This is a genomic window from Shigella sp. FC1567, assembly GCF_001743015.1.
In the GTDB taxonomy this organism is placed as follows: domain Bacteria; phylum Pseudomonadota; class Gammaproteobacteria; order Enterobacterales; family Enterobacteriaceae; genus Escherichia; species Escherichia coli.
This window is the reverse complement of the sequence record NZ_MIIV01000477.1, coordinates 1-24532: the sequence shown is the minus strand read 5'-3', so window position 1 is coordinate 24532 and position 24532 is coordinate 1. Positions and strand designations below refer to the sequence as shown.

19 protein-coding genes and 2 pseudogenes are annotated in these 24532 nt (G+C 52.5%); 11 read left to right on the top strand and 10 right to left on the bottom strand.

Annotation, left to right across the window (positions count from 1 at the left end; translation table 11 throughout):
• The 5 genes from BHE85_RS20330 to rpnA all read left to right on the top strand — a co-directional run.
• Positions 1 to 147: IS1 family transposase (locus tag BHE85_RS20330; RefSeq protein WP_001437028.1), on the top strand; the 147-nt coding region annotated here is incomplete at its 5' end.
• A gap of 342 nt (positions 148 to 489) precedes the next feature.
• Positions 490 to 717, top strand: a complete 228-nt coding sequence (gene feoA, locus BHE85_RS20325) for a ferrous iron transporter A (RefSeq protein ID WP_001200455.1) — start codon at positions 490 to 492, stop codon at positions 715 to 717.
• Between the two features lie 16 nt (positions 718 to 733).
• Positions 734 to 3055, top strand: a complete 2322-nt coding sequence (feoB, locus tag BHE85_RS20320; RefSeq protein WP_000737009.1) for a Fe(2+) transporter permease subunit FeoB — start codon at positions 734 to 736, stop codon at positions 3053 to 3055.
• Complete coding sequence (gene feoC, locus BHE85_RS20315) at positions 3055 to 3291, top strand: [Fe-S]-dependent transcriptional repressor FeoC (RefSeq protein WP_000157586.1); 237 nt, start codon at positions 3055 to 3057, stop codon at positions 3289 to 3291. The genes feoB and feoC overlap by 1 nt, the downstream gene beginning before the upstream one ends.
• A gap of 201 nt (positions 3292 to 3492) precedes the next feature.
• Positions 3493 to 4371: a recombination-promoting nuclease RpnA gene (rpnA, locus tag BHE85_RS20310; protein ID WP_000039068.1), complete on the top strand. Its 879-nt coding sequence runs from the start codon at positions 3493 to 3495 to the stop codon at positions 4369 to 4371.
• Between the two features lie 28 nt (positions 4372 to 4399).
• Here the strand turns inward: rpnA and bioH are convergent, their stop codons facing one another.
• Positions 4400 to 5170 carry a pimeloyl-ACP methyl ester esterase BioH gene (gene bioH, locus BHE85_RS20305; RefSeq protein ID WP_001060056.1) on the bottom strand — a complete coding sequence of 257 codons (771 nt, stop codon included), beginning with the start codon at positions 5168 to 5170 and terminating at the stop codon, positions 4400 to 4402.
• 37 nt (positions 5171 to 5207) lie between these two features.
• Here bioH and gntX point away from each other — a divergent pair, with 37 nt between their 5' ends.
• From gntX to gntT, 3 genes are all read left to right on the top strand, one after another.
• Entirely contained in the window at positions 5208 to 5891 is a 684-nt protein-coding gene (gntX, locus tag BHE85_RS20300; protein WP_001308099.1) for a DNA utilization protein GntX, read from the top strand.
• A 58-nt stretch (positions 5892 to 5949) separates the two neighbouring features.
• The gene (nfuA, locus tag BHE85_RS20295) at positions 5950 to 6525 is read left to right on the top strand and encodes a Fe-S biogenesis protein NfuA (protein WP_000619389.1); all 576 of its coding nucleotides are present in this window, start codon (positions 5950 to 5952) and stop codon (positions 6523 to 6525) included.
• Between the two features lie 360 nt (positions 6526 to 6885).
• The gene (gntT, locus tag BHE85_RS20290) at positions 6886 to 8202 is read left to right on the top strand and encodes a gluconate transporter (RefSeq protein ID WP_001131758.1); all 1317 of its coding nucleotides are present in this window, start codon (positions 6886 to 6888) and stop codon (positions 8200 to 8202) included.
• Positions 8203 to 8246: 44 nt separating this feature from the next.
• Here the strand turns inward: gntT and malQ are convergent, their stop codons facing one another.
• Complete coding sequence (gene malQ / locus BHE85_RS20285) at positions 8247 to 10331, bottom strand: 4-alpha-glucanotransferase (RefSeq protein ID WP_000444351.1); 2085 nt, start codon at positions 10329 to 10331, stop codon at positions 8247 to 8249.
• A gap of 9 nt (positions 10332 to 10340) precedes the next feature.
• Positions 10341 to 12734, bottom strand: a complete 2394-nt coding sequence (gene malP / locus BHE85_RS20280; protein ID WP_000081925.1) for a maltodextrin phosphorylase — start codon at positions 12732 to 12734, stop codon at positions 10341 to 10343.
• Positions 12735 to 13345: 611 nt separating this feature from the next.
• Here malP and malT point away from each other — a divergent pair.
• Positions 13346 to 16051, top strand: a pseudogene (gene malT / locus BHE85_RS20275) (HTH-type transcriptional regulator MalT).
• A gap of 42 nt (positions 16052 to 16093) precedes the next feature.
• Here the strand turns inward: malT and rtcA are convergent.
• Together rtcA and rtcB are read right to left on the bottom strand one after the other, a co-directional pair.
• Positions 16094 to 17110 (bottom strand): RNA 3'-terminal phosphate cyclase, encoded by a 1017-nt coding sequence (rtcA, locus tag BHE85_RS20270; protein ID WP_005008830.1) that lies wholly within the window; start codon positions 17108 to 17110, stop codon positions 16094 to 16096.
• A gap of 3 nt (positions 17111 to 17113) precedes the next feature.
• Positions 17114 to 18340, bottom strand: coding sequence for an RNA-splicing ligase RtcB (gene rtcB / locus BHE85_RS20265; protein WP_001105442.1), 1227 nt, complete (start codon positions 18338 to 18340; stop codon positions 17114 to 17116).
• 188 nt (positions 18341 to 18528) lie between these two features.
• On the opposite strand from rtcB, the gene rtcR reads away from it, so the two are divergent.
• A complete protein-coding gene (gene rtcR, locus BHE85_RS20260) occupies positions 18529 to 20127 on the top strand; it encodes a DNA-binding transcriptional regulator RtcR (protein ID WP_001232877.1) in 1599 nt (532 codons plus the stop codon).
• On the opposite strand, the gene BHE85_RS20255 is transcribed toward rtcR, so the two are convergent.
• From BHE85_RS20255 to glpE, 3 genes are read right to left on the bottom strand one after another with little or no spacing between them, the layout of a single operon-like run.
• Positions 20109 to 20867: a DeoR/GlpR family transcriptional regulator gene (locus BHE85_RS20255; RefSeq protein WP_000815099.1), complete on the bottom strand. Its 759-nt coding sequence runs from the start codon at positions 20865 to 20867 to the stop codon at positions 20109 to 20111. The two genes, rtcR and BHE85_RS20255, sit on opposite strands and share 19 nt — an antisense overlap.
• Positions 20868 to 20883: 16 nt before the next feature.
• A complete protein-coding gene (gene glpG / locus BHE85_RS20250) occupies positions 20884 to 21714 on the bottom strand; it encodes a rhomboid family intramembrane serine protease GlpG (RefSeq protein WP_000928730.1) in 831 nt (276 codons plus the stop codon).
• Positions 21715 to 21758: 44 nt separating this feature from the next.
• Complete coding sequence (gene glpE, locus BHE85_RS20245; protein ID WP_000362869.1) at positions 21759 to 22085, bottom strand: thiosulfate sulfurtransferase GlpE; 327 nt, start codon at positions 22083 to 22085, stop codon at positions 21759 to 21761.
• A 189-nt stretch (positions 22086 to 22274) separates the two neighbouring features.
• On the opposite strand from glpE, the gene glpD reads away from it, so the two are divergent.
• Positions 22275 to 23780, top strand: coding sequence for a glycerol-3-phosphate dehydrogenase (glpD, locus tag BHE85_RS20240; RefSeq protein WP_000448139.1), 1506 nt, complete (start codon positions 22275 to 22277; stop codon positions 23778 to 23780).
• A gap of 51 nt (positions 23781 to 23831) precedes the next feature.
• Here glpD and BHE85_RS20235 read toward each other — a convergent pair.
• A pseudogene (locus BHE85_RS20235) lies at positions 23832 to 24230 on the bottom strand (hypothetical protein); the annotation flags it as partial.
• A 15-nt stretch (positions 24231 to 24245) separates the two neighbouring features.
• Positions 24246 to 24532, bottom strand: a 287-nt coding sequence (locus BHE85_RS20230; protein ID WP_242412331.1) for an IS1 family transposase, incomplete at its 5' end; no start/stop codon positions are given.

The following is a 24532-nucleotide window of genomic DNA, read 5'->3' as shown; positions in this document are numbered from 1 at the left end:
CGTTACACTCAGCGCATTGAGCGACATAATCTGAATCTGAGACAACATCTGGCAAGGCTGGGACGGAAGTCACTGTCGTTCTCAAAATCGGTGGAGCTGCATGACAAGGTCATCGGGCATTATCTGAACATAAAACACTATCAGTAAGTTGGAGTCATTACCCACAACCAAACTCATAATATATTCCGGCAATATTTATCACTTCATTAACAACTGAAACCTTAATTAAACATTAGCCAGTCCGGGTAATTCACTATTCGAATTATATTTTCGCTGCGATATAACCTTGAGCCACATCAACATTGAGTCAGATTATTATTCAAACCAACATTCGCACACATTTTAAGTATTGCTGATAGAAACCATTCTCATTATCATTGTGTTATTGATTATTTAATCTCTCCTTTGTTGGCAAATCATCTGGTCTCATGTCGCTGTCAAACGCCCCATGAGGTAGTTATCCAGTTAATGAGAAACAAGTAGGCACCTATGCAATACACTCCAGATACTGCGTGGAAAATCACTGGCTTTTCCCGTGAAATCAGCCCGGCATATCGCCAAAAACTGCTTTCTCTTGGCATGTTACCTGGCTCCTCTTTTAATGTGGTGCGCGTCGCTCCACTCGGCGACCCCATTCATATCGAAACCCGTCGTGTGAGCCTGGTATTACGCAAAAAAGATCTGGCCTTATTAGAAGTGGAAGCGGTTTCCTGTTAATACGGTGATAACAACAATGAAAAAATTAACCATAGGCTTAATTGGTAATCCAAATTCTGGCAAGACAACCTTATTTAACCAGCTCACTGGCGCACGTCAGCGTGTAGGTAACTGGGCTGGCGTTACCGTCGAACGTAAAGAAGGGCAATTCTCCACCACCGATCATCAGGTCACGCTGGTGGACCTACCCGGCACCTATTCTCTGACCACCATCTCATCGCAGACCTCGCTCGATGAGCAAATCGCCTGTCACTACATTTTGAGTGGCGACGCCGACCTGCTGATTAACGTGGTGGATGCGTCTAACCTTGAGCGTAACCTGTACCTGACGCTACAACTGCTGGAACTCGGCATTCCCTGCATTGTGGCACTGAACATGCTCGACATTGCCGAGAAGCAAAATATTCGTATTGAAATTGATGCTCTGTCGGCGCGTCTGGGCTGTCCGGTGATCCCGCTGGTTTCAACCCGTGGTCGCGGTATTGAAGCGCTCAAGCTGGCGATTGATCGCTATAAAGCTAACGAGAATGTGGAACTGGTGCATTACGCACAGCCGCTGCTCAACGAAGCAGATTCACTGGCAAAAGTGATGCCTTCCGACATCCCGCTGAAACAACGTCGCTGGCTGGGCCTGCAAATGCTGGAAGGCGATATCTACAGCCGCGCCTACGCCGGTGAAGCGTCGCAGCATCTGGATGCCGCCCTCGCCCGTCTGCGTAATGAGATGGACGATCCGGCGCTGCACATTGCCGATGCGCGTTACCAGTGCATTGCTGCCATCTGTGATGTGGTAAGCAACACCCTGACGGCAGAACCCAGCCGTTTCACCACTGCGGTAGATAAAATCGTGCTCAACCGTTTCCTCGGTCTGCCGATTTTCCTCTTTGTGATGTACCTGATGTTCCTGCTGGCTATCAACATCGGCGGGGCGTTACAGCCGCTGTTTGACGTCGGCTCCGTGGCGCTATTTGTGCATGGTATTCAATGGATTGGCTACACGCTCCACTTCCCGGACTGGCTGACTATCTTCCTCGCCCAGGGCCTGGGTGGCGGCATTAACACCGTGCTGCCACTGGTGCCGCAGATTGGCATGATGTACCTGTTCCTCTCCTTCCTTGAGGACTCCGGGTATATGGCGCGTGCGGCGTTTGTGATGGACCGTCTGATGCAGGCGCTGGGCTTGCCGGGGAAATCCTTTGTGCCGCTGATCGTCGGTTTCGGTTGTAACGTACCGTCGGTAATGGGTGCACGTACGCTTGATGCACCGCGTGAACGTCTGATGACCATCATGATGGCACCGTTTATGTCCTGCGGCGCGCGTCTGGCTATCTTCGCAGTATTCGCGGCTGCCTTCTTCGGGCAGAACGGTGCGCTGGCGGTCTTCTCGCTGTATATGCTGGGTATTGTGATGGCGGTGCTGACTGGCCTGATGCTCAAGTACACCATCATGCGCGGTGAAGCGACGCCGTTTGTCATGGAGTTGCCGGTCTATCATGTACCACACGTTAAAAGCCTGATTATCCAGACCTGGCAGCGTCTGAAAGGCTTCGTTCTGCGTGCTGGTAAAGTGATCATCATCGTCAGCATTTTCCTGAGCGCTTTCAACAGCTTCTCGCTGAGCGGGAAAATCGTCGATAACATCAACGACTCGGCGCTGGCGTCCGTCAGCCGGGTGATCACCCCGGTCTTCAAGCCAATTGGCGTGCATGAAGATAACTGGCAGGCAACGGTTGGCCTGTTTACAGGTGCCATGGCGAAAGAAGTGGTAGTGGGTACGCTCAACACCCTCTACACCGCAGAAAATATTCAGGACGAAGAGTTCAATCCGGCAGAGTTTAACCTCGGTGAAGAGCTGTTCAGTGCGATAGATGAAACCTGGCAGAGCCTGAAAGACACCTTCAGCCTTAGCGTACTGATGAACCCCATTGAAGCCAGCAAAGGCAACGGCGAAATGGGTACCGGGGCGATGGGCGTGATGGATCAGAAATTCGGTAGCGCAGCAGCAGCTTACAGCTACCTGATTTTCGTCCTGCTGTATGTACCATGTATCTCGGTGATGGGAGCCATCGCCCGTGAATCAAGCCGTGGCTGGATGGGCTTCTCCATCCTGTGGGGGCTGAATATCGCTTACTCGCTGGCAACATTGTTCTATCAGGTCGCCAGCTACAGTCAGCACCCAACTTACAGCCTGGTGTGCATTCTGGCGGTTATCCTGTTTAACATCGTGGTTATCGGTCTGCTGCGCCGCGCGCGTAGCCGGGTGGATATCGAACTGCTGGCAACCCGCAAGTCGGTAAGCAGTTGCTGCGCAGCCAGCACCACCGGTGATTGCCATTAATGGCTTCACTTATTCAGGTGCGCGATTTGCTGGCGTTACGGGGCCGTATGGAAGCGGCCCAGATAAGCCAGACATTGAACACTCCACAGCCAATGATTAACGCCATGCTGCAACAACTGGAAAGTATGGGCAAAGCCGTGCGGATTCAGGAAGAACCTGACGGCTGCCTCTCTGGCAGTTGTAAAAGCTGCCCGGAAGGAAAAGCCTGTCTGCGCGAGTGGTGGGCGCTTCGTTAACCTTACTCCATCGCCTGTTTTGGAAAGCCCGGTATGCGTCGGCATCCGGGCTTTTTGCGTGCGGCTTTCCATAAAAATGCAACTCTTGCAGCACGGCGTAAGTTCCTTTGAAAGCATCTCGCAGGGATGAAAACTCGCTAATACACAGGTGTGGAGTGGCGCGTAGAGTCGCGGCATTCAAACAACAGGTGAAGGAACGCCATGAGCAAAAAGCAGAGTTCCACCCCACACGATGCGCTGTTCAAACTCTTTTTACGCCAACCGGACACGGCTCGTGATTTTCTTGCGTTTCATTTACCGGCACCCATTCACGCGCTTTGTGATATGAAAACCCTCAAGCTGGAGTCGAGCAGCTTTATTGATGACGATCTGCGTGAAAGCTATTCCGATGTGCTGTGGTCGGTGAAAACGGAACAAGGACCAGGATACATCTATTGTCTGATTGAACATCAAAGCACCTCAAACAAACTGATCGCATTTCGCATGATGCGTTACGCTATTGCCGCAATGCAAAATCACCTTGATGCTGGATACAAAACGTTGCCGATGGTGGTGCCATTGTTGTTTTACCACGGTATTGAAAGCCCCTATCCCTATTCGCTGTGTTGGCTGGATTGTTTCGCCGATCCCAAACTGGCAAGGCAGCTTTATGCCTCCGCATTTCCGCTGATTGATGTCACCGTCATGCCTGATGATGAAATCATGCAGCACCGACGTATGGCGCTGCTGGAGTTAATTCAAAAACATATTCGTCAACGCGACCTGATGGGGCTAGTAGAGCAAATGGGCTGCTTATTAAGTAGTGGATACGCTAATGACAGACAAATCAAAGGGCTGTTTAATTACATACTGCAAACCGGCGACGCGGTACGTTTTAACGATTTTATCGACGGCGTTGCCGAACGTTCACCGAAACACAAGGAGAGTTTAATGACAATTGCGGAAAGATTGCGGCAGGAGGGGGAACAATCCAAAGCCCTGCATATAGCCAAAATAATGCTTGAATCCGGAGTCCCTCTTACAGACATCATGCGCTTTACCGGGGTGTCAGAAGAAGAGTTGGCTGCGGCGAGCCAGTAAATTTCTGTCTCGCCATTTCAAAAGTTGCCTACACCCTCTGCTTCAACGCCACCAGCAGGTGACAAAACTCGACCGGATGCGAAATAAACGGCGCATGGGCCGCTTTGGCGAAGATATATGATTTGCTGCGAGGCCAGAGTTTATCCAGCATCGGCACCACTTTGCGCGGCACCAGACCATCGAGATAGCCATACAATCGCAAAAACGGCATGGGCACGTTTTGCAGCGGCTGACGGAGATCAACCGTTTTCAGGATTTCCAGCCCGCCATTAAGCACGTCAACCTCCGGCATCGGTAACGCCAGAACGGTTTTCTTCAACGCCCGCGCATCCTGGCGCGCCGTTTCAGTCCCCATGGTTTGTAACGCCAGGAACCGCTCCACTGTACGCTGAAAATCATCACTGAGTTGCTGCTGAAATCCCGCCAGCACGTCCGGTTTTATCCCCGGCCAATCGTCACGAGCACTAAAACAAGGTGACGACGCCACGGTGACCAGCGCCTGAACACGCTCGGGATGGGTTAACGCAATCTGGCTTGCCACCAGCCCGCCCAGACTCCAGCCTAACCAAATGGCTTTATCAGGTGCCTGTTGCAGCACGGCTTCGGCCATATCAGCAAGTGACAGCGCACCAAATCCCTGGCTGCGCCCGAAGCCGGGCAGATCAACAAGGTGCAGCGTAAAATGCGAGCTAAGTTCCTCGTCAATGCAACGCCACACTTCGGCATTCAGTCCCCATCCGTGCAGCAGCACAAGATGAACATTCCCCTGACCTTTGGTCTGCCACCAGATGTTATTCATCCGCTATTGTTCTCTTTTGACTTACAAGGATGAACATATGCTAACAGTACCGGGATTATGCTGGCTATGCCGAATGCCGCTGGCGTTAGGTCATTGGGGGATTTGTTCGGTCTGCTCACGCGCCGCCCGTACAGATAAAACGTTATGCCCACAATGTGGATTACCCGCCACACACTCACATCTTCCCTGCGGTCGCTGCCTGCAAAAACCACCGCCCTGGCAAAGACTGGTCACGGTTGCCGACTATGCGCCGCCGTTAAGTCCGCTTATCCACCAGCTTAAATTTTCCCGGCGCAGTGAAATCGCCAGCGCCCTGTCACGTCTGTTACTATTGGAAGTCTTACACGCTCGTCGCACCACCGGGTTGCAATTGCCGGATCGCATCATCAGCGTTCCGTTATGGCAGCGGCGTCACTGGCGTCGGGGATTTAATCAGAGCGATTTGCTGTGTCAGCCGTTATCACGCTGGTTGCACTGCCGATGGGATAGCGAAGCCGTCACACGAACACGGGCCACTGCGACCCAGCATTTTCTCAGTGCCCGGCTACGCAAGCGCAACCTGAAAAATGCCTTTCGTCTTGAATTGCCCGTGCAAGGTCGCCATATGGTGATTGTGGATGATGTCGTTACCACCGGAAGTACCGTCGCAGAGATTGCGCAGTTGCTTTTACGCAATGGTGCGGCGACTGTCCAGGTCTGGTGCCTTTGTCGAACCTTGTAGAGCCTCGATGATAGGCGTATTATAACCAACTAAAATAGTCAACTATTAGGCCATTACTATGATCCGTATTTCCGATGCTGCACAAGCGCACTTTGCCAAACTGCTGGCAAACCAGGAAGAAGGGACACAAATCCGCGTATTTGTGATTAACCCTGGCACGCCTAACGCTGAATGTGGTGTTTCTTATTGTCCGCCGGATGCCGTGGAAGCCACCGACACTGCCCTGAAATTTGACCTGCTGACCGCGTATGTTGATGAGTTAAGCGCTCCTTACCTGGAAGATGCAGAGATCGATTTTGTTACCGACCAGTTGGGTTCTCAGCTAACACTGAAAGCGCCTAACGCCAAAATGCGTAAAGTGGCAGACGATGCACCACTGATGGAGCGCGTGGAGTATATGCTGCAGTCGCAGATCAACCCACAGCTTGCTGGTCACGGTGGCCGCGTTTCACTGATGGAAATCACCGAAGACGGTTACGCCATTCTGCAATTTGGCGGCGGCTGTAACGGTTGTTCCATGGTCGATGTGACGCTGAAAGAAGGGATCGAGAAGCAGCTGCTAAACGAATTCCCGGAGCTGAAAGGTGTGCGCGATCTCACCGAACACCAGCGCGGCGAACACTCCTACTACTAAGTTATCCCCTCTTTTGTAGATTGCCCGATGCGACGCTAAAGCGTCATTTCGGGCCTACGTTGAACATGTGCCAGACGTTGGCGCAGCATTGCTTTGGCAAATCCCTCCCTTCGTTTCTCCGCGATAATATGACCAACCTCTCATAATTTAAATTTACTCCGCTCTGGTGATTCTCAAACGCCAGATGTTACCGGTATCATTCACATGGGTACCAAACATACTCCTGACATCTGACTACAATAATTAGTTTTAGTGGGTATCAGTCGTGGTGCCGCAATATCTCTGTTCCCGATTGGGATAATTAGAGTTTGTCGTCAGAAAATTGACGTTACCCATAACAAATGAAAGGCCAGGTAAATCATGCCATTAGTCATTGTTGCTATCGGTGTAATCTTGTTGTTGCTCCTGATGATCCGTTTCAAAATGAACGGCTTCATCGCTCTCGTCCTCGTGGCGCTTGCTGTTGGATTAATGCAAGGGATGCCGCTGGATAAAGTTATTGGCTCCATCAAAGCCGGTGTCGGCGGGACGCTCGGTAGCCTTGCCCTGATCATGGGTTTTGGCGCGATGCTGGGCAAAATGCTGGCAGACTGCGGTGGCGCACAACGTATCGCCACCACCCTGATTGCCAAATTTGGTAAAAAACACATCCAGTGGGCGGTGGTACTGACCGGTTTTACCGTTGGTTTTGCCCTGTTCTATGAAGTGGGCTTTGTGCTGATGCTGCCGCTGGTGTTTACCATCGCGGCTTCTGCGAATATTCCACTGCTGTATGTTGGTGTACCAATGGCAGCTGCACTGTCTGTGACCCACGGCTTCCTGCCACCGCATCCGGGTCCGACTGCGATTGCCACCATTTTCAATGCCGACATGGGTAAAACCCTGCTGTACGGTACTATTCTGGCAATCCCGACCGTGATTCTCGCCGGTCCGGTTTACGCTCGCGTGTTGAAAGGTATCGATAAGCCGATCCCTGAAGGTCTGTACAGCGCGAAAACCTTCAGCGAAGAAGAGATGCCGAGCTTTGGCGTCAGCGTCTGGACCTCTCTGGTGCCGGTAGTGCTGATGGCGATGCGTGCGATTGCCGAAATGATCCTGCCGAAAGGTCACGCTTTCCTGCCGGTAGCGGAGTTCCTCGGTGACCCGGTAATGGCTACGCTGATTGCCGTGCTGATTGCGATGTTCACCTTTGGTCTGAACCGTGGTCGTTCAATGGATCAGATTAACGACACGCTGGTTTCTTCCATCAAAATCATTGCGATGATGCTGTTGATCATCGGTGGTGGCGGTGCGTTCAAGCAGGTGCTGGTAGACAGCGGCGTGGACAAATACATTGCTTCCATGATGCACGAAACCAACATTTCTCCGCTGCTGATGGCCTGGTCGATTGCTGCCGTACTGCGTATCGCGCTGGGTTCCGCAACCGTTGCGGCAATCACTGCGGGTGGTATCGCGGCACCGCTGATTGCAACGACGGGTGTTAGCCCGGAGCTGATGGTTATTGCGGTGGGTTCCGGTAGTGTGATTTTCTCTCATGTGAACGATCCGGGCTTCTGGCTGTTCAAAGAGTACTTTAACCTGACTATCGGCGAGACCATCAAATCCTGGTCGATGCTGGAAACCATTATCTCGGTGTGCGGTCTGGTAGGCTGTCTGCTGCTGAATATGGTGATTTGATAACACTGACTGCCGGATGCATCGCATCCGGCATCAACCGCACTCTACTGCTTCTTCGCTGCAGCTCTGCGCCGTCTGTCCAAATCCTTCAGCAACTTATTCACGCCATCATCGGCAAACATCGTCTCAAGCGTTGCGGAAAGCTTGCGTCGCCAGTTTTTATACTGGTAACTGGTGCCAGGAATATTCACCGGTTCGGCCATATCCAGCCAGTCTTCCGGCTGTAGTCCTAACAGAGCACTGTTACTGTCGGCAATGTAGCGCTGCAAACCACGATTAAGCGTCGGCGTCATCGACATCAACGATGCCTTATGCCCGGCACGTTTTGGCAGACAACCATATTTATGCAGTGCATCCAGCAGCCCTTGCTTCGCCAGTTCGCGATCCTGATACAGACCGCGCAGTACCACTTCATCCGGATACAGCCCCAGGGTTTTGCCCAACGTTAGATCCCCGCTCTCCCAGTAACCGCGCAGCGTAGGCAGGTCATGTGTCGCCGCAACCGCCATCGACTGCTCCGGATACGCTTTCGGTGCACGGAACGTCTTCTCGTGGTCGTTTTCGAAATAGAGCACTTTGTAGGAGTACACACCGCTGCTGCGCAGCTTACCGACAATCTCTACCGGTACGGTACCGAGATCTTCACCAATCACCATACAGCGATGACGTTTACTTTCGAGTGCCAGAATCGAGAGCAGATCATCCACCGGATAGTGAACATACGCGCCCTGATCTGCCGTCTCGCCATACGGTATCCACCACAAACGCAGCATCGACATCACATGGTCAATTCGTAATGCGCCGCAGTTTTGCATATTGGCACGCAACAGCTCGATAAACGGTTCATAGGCACGCGCGGTGATGATATGCGGGTCCATTGGCGGTAATCCCCAGTTCTGCCCCAACGGGCCGAGGATATCCGGCGGCGCGCCAACCGACGCTTTCAGGCAATATAGTTCACGGTCACACCAGGTTTCCGCCCCACCTTCCGCTACGCCAACCGCCAGATCACGATACAAGCCAATCGGCATTTCATAGCCCTGGCTTATCTCCCAGCAGGCGGCAAACTGGCTGTAAGCCAGCCACTGCAACCAGAGATAAAAATCGACGTCATCACGATGTTCTTCGCAGAACTGACGCACTTCTGGTGAATCCACGTTCTGATACATCTCTGGCCATGCAGGCCAGCCCCAGCGCATTTCGTCCTCTTTCACTTGCTGGGCATGTAGCGCATCAAAGGCTGCCTGCCAGAACAGGCTGTCGCCCTGCTCTGCAACAAACTGGCGAAACGCGGTCATCTGCTCATCATCACGTTGCGCGAAACCTTTCCACGCCATTCGTAATGCTGTCATTTTTAGGGCGGTAACCGTGGAGTAATCGACCCAGTCGGCATCGCGCGCCTGTTGCAGCGTCTGTTGCGTGGTCGGCAACTGCCACCAGGCCTGAGCCTCTTCGCTAAGATGGAAATCTTCAACGGCGTTAACGTCGATATAAATCACATTCAGCCAACGGCGAGAAGACGGACTGTATGGGCTGGCACTCTCCGGATTTGCCGGATAGAGCGCATGAATCGGGTTCAGGCCGATGAACGACCCGCCACGTTTTGCCACATCCACCAGCATCGCTTTGAGATCGCCAAAATCCCCAATACCCCAGTTTTTTTCCGATCGCAGCGTATAAAGCTGAACGCAGGCACCCCACAGCTTTTGTTTATTCAGCAACGCCTGCGGTTCGTAACAGCGTTTCGGGGCGACAATCACCCGGCAATGCGCGCGCTGGTCGTCCTGGGTGAGTGTCAGCGTGTGATAACCTTCCGGCAGCTTCGTCGGTAGATTGAACGCTTTGCCCCCCGTTACATGGCCTTTGTACTGTGTTCCTTCTTCGGTGGTCAGCAGCCAGCTATATTCGCCGCTGCCCTCCACCACCATCGGCATTTTTTTGCCGCTGGTATAAACCATGACATTCGGGACTGGCGTTACCGCCACTTTCGTGGCGGTACGTTGATGCATCGCGTCAAGCAAACGCCGTTTGGTTTCGGCGCTAATCGACTGCGGTTTACCGTGGGCATTGATGTAATTGGGGCTAATCCCCGCCGCCAGCGCGGCATTATCCAGACGTTTGCTTTCCATCGAGCTTCCTTAGCGTTTTGCCTGCCAGATACGAGCCTGATAATCGCGAATAGAGCGATCCGAGCTAAACATACCGCAGCGGGCGGTATTGAGGATCGCCGCGCGAGTCCAGGCCTCCTGGTCGCGGTACAGCACATCCACCTGCTTTTGTGCCTCAACATAGGCTGCGAAATCCGCCATCACCAGATACGGATCGCCGCCTTGTTTGCCGATACTGTGCAGCATCTGGTCGAAGGCATGCTTATCGCCGTCGCTGTATTTACCGCTTTCCAGCTCTTTCAATACTGCGTCCAGCACCTTATCTTTCTTCCGCCATTTCACCGGGTCGTAGCCTTTGGCCAGAATTGCCTTCACTTGTTCCACGGTATGACCAAAAATAAAGATATTTTCTTCACCGACTTTCTCGGCGATTTCAACGTTCGCACCATCCAGCGTACCGACAGTAAGCGCACCATTGAGCGCCAGTTTCATATTGCCGGTACCGGAAGCTTCTTTACCTGCAGTCGAAATTTGTTCGGAGATATCCGCCGCCGGGATCAGTTTTTCCGCCGCCGAAACGCAATAATCCTGCAGGAACACCACCTTCAACTTATCGCCAACCAGTGGATCGTTGTTGATCACGTCAGCCACTTTGTTGATCGCAAAGATAATATTCTTCGCCAGGTAGTAGCCCGGTGCCGCTTTCGCGCCGAAGAGGAAGACGCGCGGTACGCGATCAGCCTGCGGGTTTTCACGAATTTCTTTGTACAACGCCAGAATATGCAGCAGATTCAGGTGCTGGCGTTTGTACTCATGCAGACGTTTAATCTGAATATCGAAAATCGCCTGTGGATTGATCTCAATACCGGTACGAACTTTCACAAACTCCGCCAGACGGACTTTATTCGCCTGCTTGATCTCGCGATATTGCTGACGGAATTTCGCATCATCAGCGAATTTTTCCAGATTGATCAGCTGATCGAGATCGTTAGCCCACTCTTTTTGCAGTAATTTATCCAACAGAGCCGCCAGTGCAGGGTTGCACTGTTTGATCCAGCGACGTGGGGTAATACCGTTGGTGACGTTATGGAATTTGTTCGGCCATAGCTGGTGATATTCCGGGAACAGATCTTTCACCACCAGATCCGAGTGCAGCGCCGCAACACCGTTCACCGCGAAACCGCCAACCACACACAGGTTCGCCATATGCACTTGTTTATCGTGCACCACCGCCAGTTTGGCCCACACTTTTTCATCGCCCGGCCAGGTTTTCTCCACCAGCGTTTTAAAGCGAGTATTAATTTCGTTAATAATCTGCATATGGCGCGGCAGTAAGCCTTTCACCAGTTTCACATCCCAGCGTTCCAGCGCTTCTGGCATCAGGGTATGGTTGGTGTAAGCGAAAGTTTTGCTGGTAATGGCCCAGGCGTCATCCCAGCTCATCTGGTGCTCATCGATCAGCACGCGCAGCAGTTCTGGAATCGCGATAGTTGGGTGGGTATCGTTCAGCTGAATAACTTCATAATCCGCCAGTTCGTGCAGTTTACGCCCCGCCAGATGATGGCGACGCAAAATATCCGCTACCGAACAGGCACACTGGAAGTACTGCTGCATCAAGCGCAGCTTTTTACCGGCAGTATGGTTGTCGTTTGGATAGAGAACTTTGGTCAGTTTTTCCGCATTGATGCCCTGCTGTTCGGCACGCAGGAAATCACCGTCGTTAAATTTAGTCAGATCAAACGGATGCGCGTGCGTCGCCTGCCACAGACGCAGCGGCTGCGCCACGCCATTACGATAGCCGACAACGGGGAGATCCCACGCTTGACCGGTAATGGTAAACTCCGGCTCCCAGCGTCCGTCTTTCGTCACTTTACCGCCAATCCCTACCTGCACATCCAGTGCTTCGTTGTGGCGGAACCACGGGTAGTTACTGCGATGCCAGTCATCCGGCGCTTCAACCTGTTTGCCATCGACAAAAGACTGGCGGAACAAACCATATTGATAGTTCAGACCGTAACCCGTCGCAGACTGACCGATAGTTGCCATTGAGTCGAGGAAGCACGCCGCCAGACGTCCCAGACCACCGTTACCCAGCGCCGGGTCGATCTCTTCTTCCAGCAGGTCCGTCAGATTGATGTCATAAGCCTTCAACGAATCCTGTACTTCCTGATACCAGCCGAGATTCAACAGGTTGTTGCCCGTCAGGCGACCAATCAAAAACTCCATTGAGATGTAGTTAACATGTCGCTGATTCGCCACCGGCTTGGCGAATGGCTGAGCACGCAGCATTTCGGCCAGTGCTTCACTCACTGCTAGCCACCACTGGCGAGGAGTCATTTCAGCCGCAGAATTTAAGCCATAACGCTGCCACTGACGTGAAAGCGCTTCCTGAAATTGCTTATCGTTAAAAATAGGTTGTGACATAGGAGTTCCACTTTTCTTAGATTTTCAACACAACGTTATCGCTAGTTTGCCAGGCTCGATGTTGACCTTCCTCATCCTGCGGGGGATTAGGCAGGGAGGAGTTGCGGGGATGAGCAAGGAAATGTGATCTCAACCACTTAAAGCTAGTGCAAACCACAGGATTAGCAGCAAATCAATGCAATACAGCGCAGAAAATCTGTATCTAAGTGCAAAAAATGGCCGTTGCGTATTTTCAAAAAGCGGAAGGTAACTCTATAAATTAAGTAAAGGAGTGAAACAGTTTCACAAGTAAAATATCCAGTGTGCTCCATCTCATTCTTAATAGATTTATTAAGATCATCTTTTTAGATGGCACTTTCATCAGGAATGAAGAAGAAACCCTTGCTTAAATGAATCTGATGAACATAAGGGAAACCAGTATTCACGCTGGATCAGCGTCGTTTTAGGTGAGTTGTTAATAAAGATTTGGAATTGTGACACAGTGCAAATTCAGACACATAAAAAAACGTCATCGCTTGCATTAGAAAGGTTTCTGGCCGACCTTATAACCATTAATTACGAAGCGCAAAAAAAATAATATTTCCTCATTTTCCACAGTGAAGTGATTAACTATGCTGATTCCGTCAAAACTAAGTCGTCCGGTTCGACTCGACCATACCGTGGTTCGTGAGCGCCTGCTGGCTAAACTTTCCGGCGCGAACAACTTCCGGCTGGCGCTGATCACGAGTCCTGCGGGCTACGGAAAGACCACCCTCATTTCCCAGTGGGCGGCAGGCAAAAACGATATCGGCTGGTACTCGCTGGATGAAGGTGATAACCAGCAAGAGCGTTTCGCCAGCTATCTCATTGCCACCGTGCAGCAGGCAACCAACGGTCACTGTGCGATATGTGAGACGATGGCGCAAAAACGGCAATATGCCAGCCTGACGTCACTCTTCGCCCAGCTTTTCATTGAGCTGGCGGAATGGCATAGCCCACTTTATCTGGTCATCGATGACTATCATCTGATCACTAATCCAGTGATCCACGAGTCAATGCGCTTCTTTATTCGCCATCAACCAGAAAATCTCACCCTGGTGGTGTTGTCACGCAACCTTCCGCAACTGGGCATTGCCAATCTGCGTGTTCGTGACCAACTGCTGGAAATTGGCAGTCAGCAACTGGCATTTACCCATCAGGAAGCGAAGCAGTTTTTTGATTGCCGTCTGTCATCGCCGATTGAAGCCGCAGAAAGCAGTCGGATTTGCGATGACGTTTCCGGTTGGGCGACGGCACTACAGCTAATCGCCCTCTCCGCCCGGCAGAATACCCACTCAGCCCATAAGTCGGCACGCCGCCTGGCGGGAATCAATGCCAGCCATCTTTCGGATTATCTGGTCGATGAGGTTTTGGATAACGTCGATCTCGCAACGCGCCATTTTCTGTTGAAAAGCGCCATTTTGCGCTCAATGAACGATGCGCTCATCACCCGTGTGACCGGCGAAGAAAACGGGCAAATGCGTCTCGAAGAGATTGAGCGTCAGGGGCTGTTTTTACAGCGGATGGATGATACCGGCGAGTGGTTCTGCTATCACCCGCTGTTTGGCAACTTCCTGCGCCAGCGCTGCCAGTGGGAACTGGCGGCGGAGCTGCCGGAAATCCACCGTGCCGCCGCAGAAAGCTGGATGGCCCAGGGATTTCCCAGCGAAGCGATTCATCATGCGCTGGCGGCAGGCGATGCGCTGATGCTGCGCGATATTCTGCTTAATCACGCCTGGAGTTTGTTCAACCATAGCGAACTGTCGCTGCTGGAAGAGTCGCTTAAGGCCCTGCCGTGGGACAGTTTGCTGGAAAATCCGCAGTTAGTGTTATTGCAGGCGTGGCTAATGCAAAGCCAACATCGCTATGGCGAAGTTAACACCCTGCTAGCCCGTGCTGAACATGAAATCAAGGACATCAGAGAAGGCACCATGCACGCAGAATTTAACGCTCTGCGCGCCCAGGTGGCGATTAACGATGGTAATCCGGATGAAGCGGAACGGCTGGCAAAACTGGCACTGGAAGAGCTGCCACCGGGCTGGTTCTATAGCCGCATTGTGGCAACCTCGGTGCTGGGTGAAGTGCTGCACTGCAAAGGCGAATTGACCCGCTCACTGGCGCTAATGCAGCAAACCGAACAGATGGCACGCCAGCACGACGTCTGGCACTACGCCTTATGGAGTTTAATCCAGCAAAGTGAAATTCTGTTTGCCCAAGGGTTCCTGCAAACCGCGTGGGAAACACAGGAAAAAGCGTTCCAGCTGATCAACGAGCAGCATCTGGAACAGCTGCCGATGCATGAGTTTCTGGTGCGCATCCGAGCACAACTGTTATGGGCCTGGGCACGGCTGGATGAAGCCGAAGCGTCGGCGCGTAGCGGGATTGAAGTCTTGTCGTCTTATCAGCCACAGCAACAGCTTCAGTGCCTGGCAATGTTGATTCAATGCTAGCTGGCCCGTGGTGATTTAGATAACGCCCGTAGCCAGCTGAACCGTCTGGAAAACCTGCTGGGGAATGGCAAATATCACAGCGACTGGATCTCTAACGCCAACAAAGTCCGGGTGATTTACTGGCAAATGACCGGCGATAAAGCCGCCGCTGCCAACTGGTTGCGTCATACGGCTAAACCGGAGTTTGCGAACAACCACTTCCTGCAAGGTCAATGGCGCAACATTGCCCGCGCACAAATCTTGCTGGGCGAGTTTGAACCTGCGGAAATTGTTCTCGAAGAACTCAATGAAAATGCCCGCAGTCTGCGGTTGATGAGCGATCTCAACCGTAACCTGTTGCTGCTTAATCAACTGTACTGGCAGGCCGGACGTAAAAGTGACGCCCAGCGCGTGTTGCTGGACGCATTAAAACTGGCGAATCGCACCGGATTTATCAGTCATTTTGTCATCGAAGGCGAAGCGATGGCGCAACAACTGCGCCAGCTGATTCAACTCAATACGCTGCCGGAACTGGAACAGCATCGCGCGCAGCGTATTCTGCGAGAAATCAATCAACATCATCGGCATAAATTCGCCCATTTCGATGAGAATTTCGTTGAACGTCTGCTAAATCATCCGGAAGTGCCAGAACTGATCCGCACCAGCCCGTTGACCCAACGTGAATGGCAGGTCCTGGGGCTGATCTACTCCGGTTACAGCAATGAGCAAATTGCGGGCGAGCTGGAAGTGGCGGCAACCACCATCAAGACGCATATCCGCAATCTGTACCAAAAACTCGGCGTCGCCCACCGTCAGGCCGCGGTACAACACGCGCAGAAACTGCTGAAGATGATGGGATATGGGGTGTGAGTTTAGCCGGATAATGCATTGGATCCGGTTTACATCTTTACATCATTCAATACTCACCCGCGTTACGCCATCTATTTCTATCAAACCAAACCGCACCGGCAAGAAACGCTCCACCACGGCGATATTGGTCAGCAAATGGCATGAAGGATGGGCGACCGTAAATTCTCCCGCGCCCGCCAGCGCCATCGGTAGCACCAGCTGGTCGGCGAGATATTCCCCCACTGCCGCCGGGCTTGCCAGGTAGCGTTTCACCTCTTTCACTAACTGCGCGGCTACCACCTCGGCACTGACGCGCTTTTCACCGACGACGAAAAAGCGTTCAGTGATATTTTCACTTTCGACTTCCAGCGAGACGGTATTACCCGGCCCCTGGTCGCGCGGCAGGTTATGAATATTCTGTTCATGCAGGGAAAAACTCCCCGCCAGTGTAGCGATTTCACGCTCAGCAACATGGCGCGGCACACCAGCTAATAGAACTTCTCCACGCATCTGCACAATGTTCCCGCGCTCGCCAAGTTGCAAGGTGTTAAACGATGCCACGGGCGAGACTTCCGTTGCCACCACGCCGCCTCCGGCAGGATAAAAACCGTGACGTAACAGCGTGGTTTGCTGATGAATTCCTATTTTCGCCAGCAGCGGCTCCAGCACCCGGCGGATAAAATCCGCAGGCGGCGCCGACGGGTTATCGGTGCCTCCGCTCACTTCAACACGCGAAGGTCCATCGGCAAACCACAGCGCGGGCAGCACCGTTTGCAGCACCAGCGTACAGCTTCCGGCACTACCGATAGCAAAGCGGTACTCGCCGCCGCGCACGGCGCCAGGCCGGAAGACCAGACGCTGCGACCCCAGCTCCGCGCCTTCCACCGTTGCCCTACAAATTTCCGCAGCCGCTTTTACCGCGGTCAGATGCTGGCGCAACAGCCCCGGTTTCGCCCGCCCGGCACGAATGCTGGTGATGGTAAATGGCTGGCCGGTTATCATCGACAGGCTCAGCGCCGAGCGCAGAATCTGCCCGCCACCTTCGCCCTGTGCGCCATCCAGCGCAATCATCCTTTTCATCATTTATCCTTTTACGCACACCACCTGACGCAGGGTATAGATAACTTCCACCAGATCGCTTTGTGCCGTCATCACCGCATCAATATCTTTATACGCCATCGGGATTTCGTCGATCACTTCGGCATCTTTACGGCATTCCACATGCGCGGTGGCACGAATTTGATCTTCCACGCTGAACAGTTTTTTCGCTTTAGTTCGGCTCATTACCCGCCCGGCACCGTGGCTGCACGAACAGAACGACTCTTCATTTCCCAGCCCACGGACGATAAAGCTTTTTGCTCCCATCGAACCGGGAATAATTCCATATTGACCAGCACGCGCAGACACCGCGCCTTTACGCGTCACGTAGATCTCTTCACCAAAGTGCTGTTCTTTTTGCACATAGTTGTGGTGACAGTTGATCTCTTCCATCGCCAGCGTTTGTGGCTGTCTGACCGTTTTCTGCGTAATGCTCTGCAATGCCGTTACCACGTTTTCCATCATCACATCGCGGTTAAGGCTGGCAAAAAGCTGCGCCCAGGCCACGGCTTTCAGGTAATCATCAAAGTATTCCGTACCTTCCATAAAGTACGCCAGATCACGCGACGGCAACGTCTCAAGCGTTTCCTGCATCTCTTTTTGTGCCAGATCGATAAAGTAAGTCCCGATGGCGTTACCAATTCCGCGTGAACCGGAGTGCAGCATAATCCACACCTGGTCCGACTCATCAAGGCAGATTTTAATAAAGTGGTTACCGGTTCCCAGCGTTCCCAGGTGTTTATAGTTATTGGTATTCAGGAAACGGGGATATTTTTGCGTTAACCACTGATAACCGGCTTCAAGCTCAGCCCATTTCGCATCGACGTTGACAGGCGGGTTTTCCCATGCGCCTTTATCACGTTTACAACGCCCGGTAGTACGCCCGTGCGGCACGGCCGTTTCAATCGCCTGACGCAGCTCTGCCAGGTTTTCAGGCAGGTCTTCCGCCGTTAACGCGGTACGCAGCGCGTTCATTCCACAGCCAATATCCACGCCCACCGCCGCCGGAATAATCGCCCCTTTGGTCGGGATCACGCTACCAATGGTGGAATCTTTACCCAGGTGTACATCAGGCATTACCGCAATATGTTTGAAAATAAACGGCATCTTCGCCGTATTAATAAGTTGCTGACGCGCATCGGCTTCTACCGGCACGCCTTTGGTCCACATTTTTACCGGGGCATTTTCAGTGGTCAGTAATTCGTAATTCATTTTGTTTTTCTCTTTTCGTTGTTTGCTGTCCTGATAATTGCAACCGTCGTGCCAGAAAATTAAATAAGTAAATTAATTTTTTAATTCATTGTTTTTAAAAAGATTATATCTTTATGTCCGTAACCGGAGATTTCCCGCAAAGCCGATTTACCGATAATGAAATATCGTCTTTTATAAGGATATCTAAGATGCGTAAAACAGTAGCTTTTGGCTTTGTCGGAACGGTGCTGGATTATGCCGGGCGCGGCAGTCAGCGCTGGTCAAAATGGCATCCGACACTCTGTTTATGCCAGCAAGAATCGTTGGTCATCGATCGACTGGAATTATTGCATGACGCCCGCTCGTGCTCGCTATTTGAAACGCTTAAACGCGATATCGCCAGCGTTTCGCCAGAAACAGAAGTGGTGAGCATTGAGATTGAACTGCATAACCCGTGGGATTTCGAAGAGGTTTACGCCTGCCTGCATGATTTCGCCCGTGGTTACAAGTTTCAGCCAGAAAAAGAAGACTATTTAATTCACATCACCACCGGCACCCACGTCGCGCAGATTTGCTGGTTTCTGCTGGCGGAAGCGCGTTATCTACCCGCCCGGTTGATACAAACTTCACCACCGCGCAAAAAAGAACAACCGCGCGGTGCCGGTGAAGTGACGATTATCGATCTCGATCTAAGCCGTTATAACGCCATCGCCAGCCGCTTTGCCGAGGAACGCCAGCAAACGCTTGATTTTCTTAAGTCCGGCATTGCCACGCGTAACCCCCACTTCAACCGCATGATTGAGCAGATTGAAAAAGTGGCGATTAAATCCCGCGCACCGATCCTGCTTAACGGCCCAACCGGTGCGGGAAAGTCATTTCTGGCGCGACGTATATTTGAATTAAAACAGGCGCGGCATCAGTTTAGCGGCGCGTTTGTGGAAGTGAACTGCGCCACCCTGCGCGGCGATACCGCCATGTCGACGCTGTTTGGTCATGTGAAAGGCGCGTTTACCGGGGCGCGGGAATCTCGTGAAGGTTTATTACGCAGCGCCAACGGCGGAATGTTGTTTTTTGATGAGATTGGCGAACTGGGCGCAGACGAACAGGCAATGCTGCTAAAAGCCATTGAAGAGAAAACCTTTTACCCGTTTGGCAGCGATCGCCAGGTGAGCAGTGATTTTCAGCTTATCGCCGGAACGGTGCGCGATTTGCGCCAGCTGGTTGCCGAAGGCAAATTTCGCGAAGATCTGTACGCGCGGATCAATCTCTGGACCTTCACCCTGCCGGGTCTACGCCAGCGCCAGGAAGATATTGAACCGAACCTTGATTATGAAGTGGAGCGCCACGCCACACTCACTGGCGACAGCGTGCGTTTTAACACCGAAGCGCGGCGCGCCTGGTTGGCTTTTGCGACCTCTCCCCAGGCAACATGGCGCGGTAACTTTCGCGAACTTTCTGCCAGCGTCACGCGGATGGCCACCTTTGCCACTAGCGGACGCATCACTCTGGACGTGGTTGAAGATGAGATAAACCGTCTGCGCTATAACTGGCAGGAGAGCCGCCCCTCCGCGCTTACGGCGTTGCTGGGCGCAGAGGCAGAAAACATCGATCTCTTCGACCGTATGCAACTGGAACACGTTATCGCTATCTGCCGCCAGGCAAAGTCGCTTTCTGCAACCGGACGACAGCTTTTTGATGTTTCGCGCCAGGGAAAAGCCAGCGTCAATGACGCGGATCGGCTACGCAAATACCTGGCGCGTTTTGGTCTGACGTGGGAAGCCGTGCAGGATCAGCACAGCTCCAGTTGAATATGATGGTCCGTCAGCACCTGCATTACGCTTACTGGCGGCGGGGCGTCGGTGTAGACGGCATCTACCATGCTGATGCTGCCCATATTGACCATCGCGTTACGGCCAAATTTCGAGTGATCGACAACCAGCATAACGTGGCGCGAGTTCTCAATAATGGCGCGCTTGGTGCGAACTTCGTGGTAATCGAACTCCAGCAGCGAGCCGTCGCTATCGATGCCGCTTATCCCCAGAATGCCGAAATCAAGGCGGAACTGGGAGATAAAATCGAGCGTCGCTTCGCCAATGATCCCGCCATCGCGGCTGCGTAATTCGCCACCAGCGAGAATAATGCGGAAATCTTCTTTTACCATCAACGTGTTAGCAACATTGAGATTGTTGGTGACAATACGCAAATTGCTGTGATTAAGCAGCGCGTGCGCCACCGCTTCCGGCGTGGTGCCGATATCGATAAACAGTGTCGAGCCGTTGGGGATTTGCTCCGCCACTTTGCGGGCAATCCTCTCTTTTTCTTCGGTCTGGGTGGCTTTGCGATCGTGCCACGGCGTGTTAACCGAACTGGAAGGCAGCGCCGCACCGCCATGGTGACGCAGGATCAGGTTTTGCTCCGCCAGCTCATTGAGGTCGCGGCGAATAGTCTGCGGGCTGACGGAGAAATGCTCTACCAGCTCTTCAGTACTGACATAACCCTGCTGTTTAACCAGTTCGATAATACCGTTGTGACGTTGTGTTTGTTTCATTTATAAATCCCTGGAATTATTTTCGTTTTCGCGCATTGAGCGAATCAACAAAAGCCATCGCTAAACCCACGGCTAACCCGGCGATGTGTGCTCCGTTCGCCATCGACATCCCAAACAAATCAAACCATCCGGCGATAATCCAGATCAGCGCAAAGATAATTAACCCACGTTGCAGGTAAATGCCACTTTGCGGATCGCGCTCACCACGTAGCCAGACGTAGCCCATCAGCGCATACACCACGCCAGAAAGCCCGCCAAACCACGGCCCGCTGAATTTTTGCTGCACATAGCCGCTTAACAGGGCACTAATGAGAGTAATAACAATTAGCTTACCGCTACCGAGGCGTTTTTCCACCGCACCGCCGAGATACCACCACCAGAGCAGGTTAAAGAGGATATGCATCAGCGAGAAGTGCATTAACGCGTGGGTGAAGTAACGCCAGAACTCAAATTTCAGTGTTGGATCGAATGGCCAGGCCAGCCATAACATCACTTCCTGATCGCCGAGAATTTGCATGGCGATAAACACCACCACGCAGGCGATCATCACCACCCAGGTTACCGGACCTGCGCGTTCACGCAAGGCAGCAAAGAAAGGATAACGGCGATAATGCAGACCACTGCCGGTATGGCCCGCCTGCCAGCTGGCCGCCAGATAACGCGGATCTGCCGGGTTTTCGAGAAAACGCGCCAGCTCCGCCCGCACGCGCTCGGCCTGGGACTCATCCGCCAGCCAGACATCGCTTTGGTTATGTTGTTGAATCGTAAGGATAACACCCTGCGTCGCCATGTAATCAACAAACGCCTGCGCCACGCGGGGGTTAGCAAAAGAGGTAATCATCAACATCGTTGCTGTCGCTTATTCCACACAAAAGGGGACAGTATAAAGCGTTACGCGCCGTACGCCACCTCTGCGGGAAACTGACGCTGCCAGGCTTCAAAACCGCCGTCAATGCTATAGACCACATCGTAGCCCTGTTGCAGCAGATACTGCGCCGCGCCTTTGCTGCTATTGCCGTGATAACACATCACCATCACCGGAGTGTCAAAGTCGTTATCACGCATAAACGCGCCCAGCGTGTCGTTGGTTAAATGGAAAGCCTGCACCGCATGTCCCATTGCGAAACTCTGTGGATCGCGAATATCGACCAGCACCGCCTCTTTTTCCTGCAACTTCTGGTGCGCGTCGGCAACGTTAATACATTCGAACAGATCCATGCGTCTCTCTTTCTTTACAAACAAGTGGGCAAATTTACCGCACAGTTTACGTCGAAGCGGCAGATAAACGCCATAATGTTATACATATCACTCTAAAATGTTTTTTCAATGTTACCTAAAGCGCGATTCTTTGCTAATATGTTCGATAACGAACATTTATGAGCTTTAACGAAAGTGAATGAGGGCAGCATGGAAACCAAAGATCTGATTGTGATAGGTGGCGGCATCAATGGTGCTGGTATCGCGGCAGACGCCGCTGGACGCGGTTTATCCGTGCTGATGCTGGAGGCGCAGGATCTCGCTTGCGCGACCTCTTCCGCCAGTTCAAAACTCATTCACGGTGGCCTGCGCTACCTTGAGCACTATGAATTCCGCCTGGTCAGCGAGGCGCTGGCTGAACGTGAAGTGCTGCTGAAAATGGCTCCGCATATCGCCTTCCCAATGCGTTTTCGCCTGCCACATCGTCCGCATCTGCGCCCGGCGTGGATGATTCGGATTGGTCTGTTTATGTACGATCATCTGGGTAAACGCACCAGCCTGCCGGGATCAACCGGTTTGCGTTTTGGCGCAAACTCAGTGTTAAAACCGGAAATTAAGCGCGGATTCGAATATTCTGACTGTTGGGTAGACGACGCCCGTCTGGTACTCGCCAACGCCCAGATGGTGGTGCGTAAAGGCGGCGAAGTGCTTACTCGGACTCGCGCCACCTCTGCTCGCCGCGAAAACGGCCTGTGGATTGTGGAAGCGGAAGATATCGATACCGGCAAAAAATATAGCTGGCAAGCGCGCGGCCTGGTTAACGCCACCGGCCCGTGGGTGAAACAGTTCTTCGACGAGGGGATGCATCTGCCTTCGCCTTATGGCATTCGCCTGATCAAAGGCAGCCATATTGTGGTGCCGCGTGTGCATACCCAGAAGCAGGCCTACATTCTGCAAAACGAAGATAAACGTATTGTGTTCGTGATCCCGTGGATGGACGAATTTTCCATCATCGGCACCACCGACGTAGAGTATAAAGGCGATCCGAAAGCGGTGAAGATTGAAGAGAGTGAAATCAACTATCTGCTGAAAGTGTATAACGCGCACTTTAAAAAACAGCTTAGCCGTGACGATATCGTCTGGACCTACTCCGGTGTGCGTCCGCTGTGTGATGATGAGTCCGACTCGCCGCAGGCTATTACCCGTGATTACACCCTTGATATCCATGATGAAAACGGCAAAGCACCGCTGCTGTCGGTATTCGGCGGTAAGCTGACCACCTACCGAAAACTGGCAGAACATGCGCTGGAAAAACTGACGCCGTATTATCAGGGTATTGGCCCGGCGTGGACGAAAGAGAGCGTGCTGCCGGGTGGTGCCATTGAAGGCGACCGCGACGATTACGCAGCTCGTCTGCGCCGTCGCTATCCATTCCTGACTGAATCGCTGGCGCGTCATTACGCACGCACTTACGGCAGCAACAGCGAGCTGCTGCTCGGCAATGCGGGGGCGATAAGCGACCTCGGGGAGGATTTCGGTCATGAGTTCTACGAAGCGGAACTGAAATACCTGGTGGATCACGAATGGGTCCGCCGCACCGACGATGCCCTTTGGCGTCGCACAAAACAAGGCATGTGGCTGAATGCGGATCAACAATCTCGTGTGAGTCAGTGGCTGGTGGAATATACGCAGCAGAAGTTGTCGCTGGCGTCGTAAGGATGATGCCCGGTTGAAGTGCAACCGGGCTATTTGGATTCCTTAGACTATTCATTGTAAATAATTGAATAACGGCCCCTGAGCTAAAATCGCCAAACTTAAGCACGTTACCCAATCGCCCCACTTCTTCCTCTGGTTTCTATTTTTTCTGCACCAATGGCAATAATATCCCAATGCAAAACCAAGCTGTGCACTAATCGGGCCGACAAAATCAGTCCAAGGCTGCGGCCAAAAAGGGGAAAAATTCAGGGGAGGCCAGACAAACGTCAGAAAGAAATTTCGGATATTTTCCAGCAACGCTGATTTCTCTGGAGAAATATAAAGAATGAAATTCGAGAGAATTAACCAGAAATAGACCGGCGAAAAGACCAGCCAGCAATGCAGTCTGTTTTTTAATTCAGGAGGCGTTCTGCGGGAGAATTGCCAACCGATGCCAGCCATTACACTGAAGGTAATGACTCCAACTTACTGATAGTGTTTTATGTTCAGATAATGCCCGATGACCTTGTCATGCAGCTCCACCGATTTTGAGAACGACAGTGACTTCCGTCCCAGCCTTGCCAGATGTTGTCTCAGATTCAGATTATGTCGCTCAATGCGCTGAGTGTAACGCTTGCTGATAACGTGCAGCTTTCCCTTCAGGCGTGATTCATACAGCGGCCAGCCATCCGTCATCCATACCACGACCTCAAAGGCCGGCAGCAGGCTCAGAAGACGCTCCAGTGTGGCCAGAGTGCGTTCACCGAAGACGT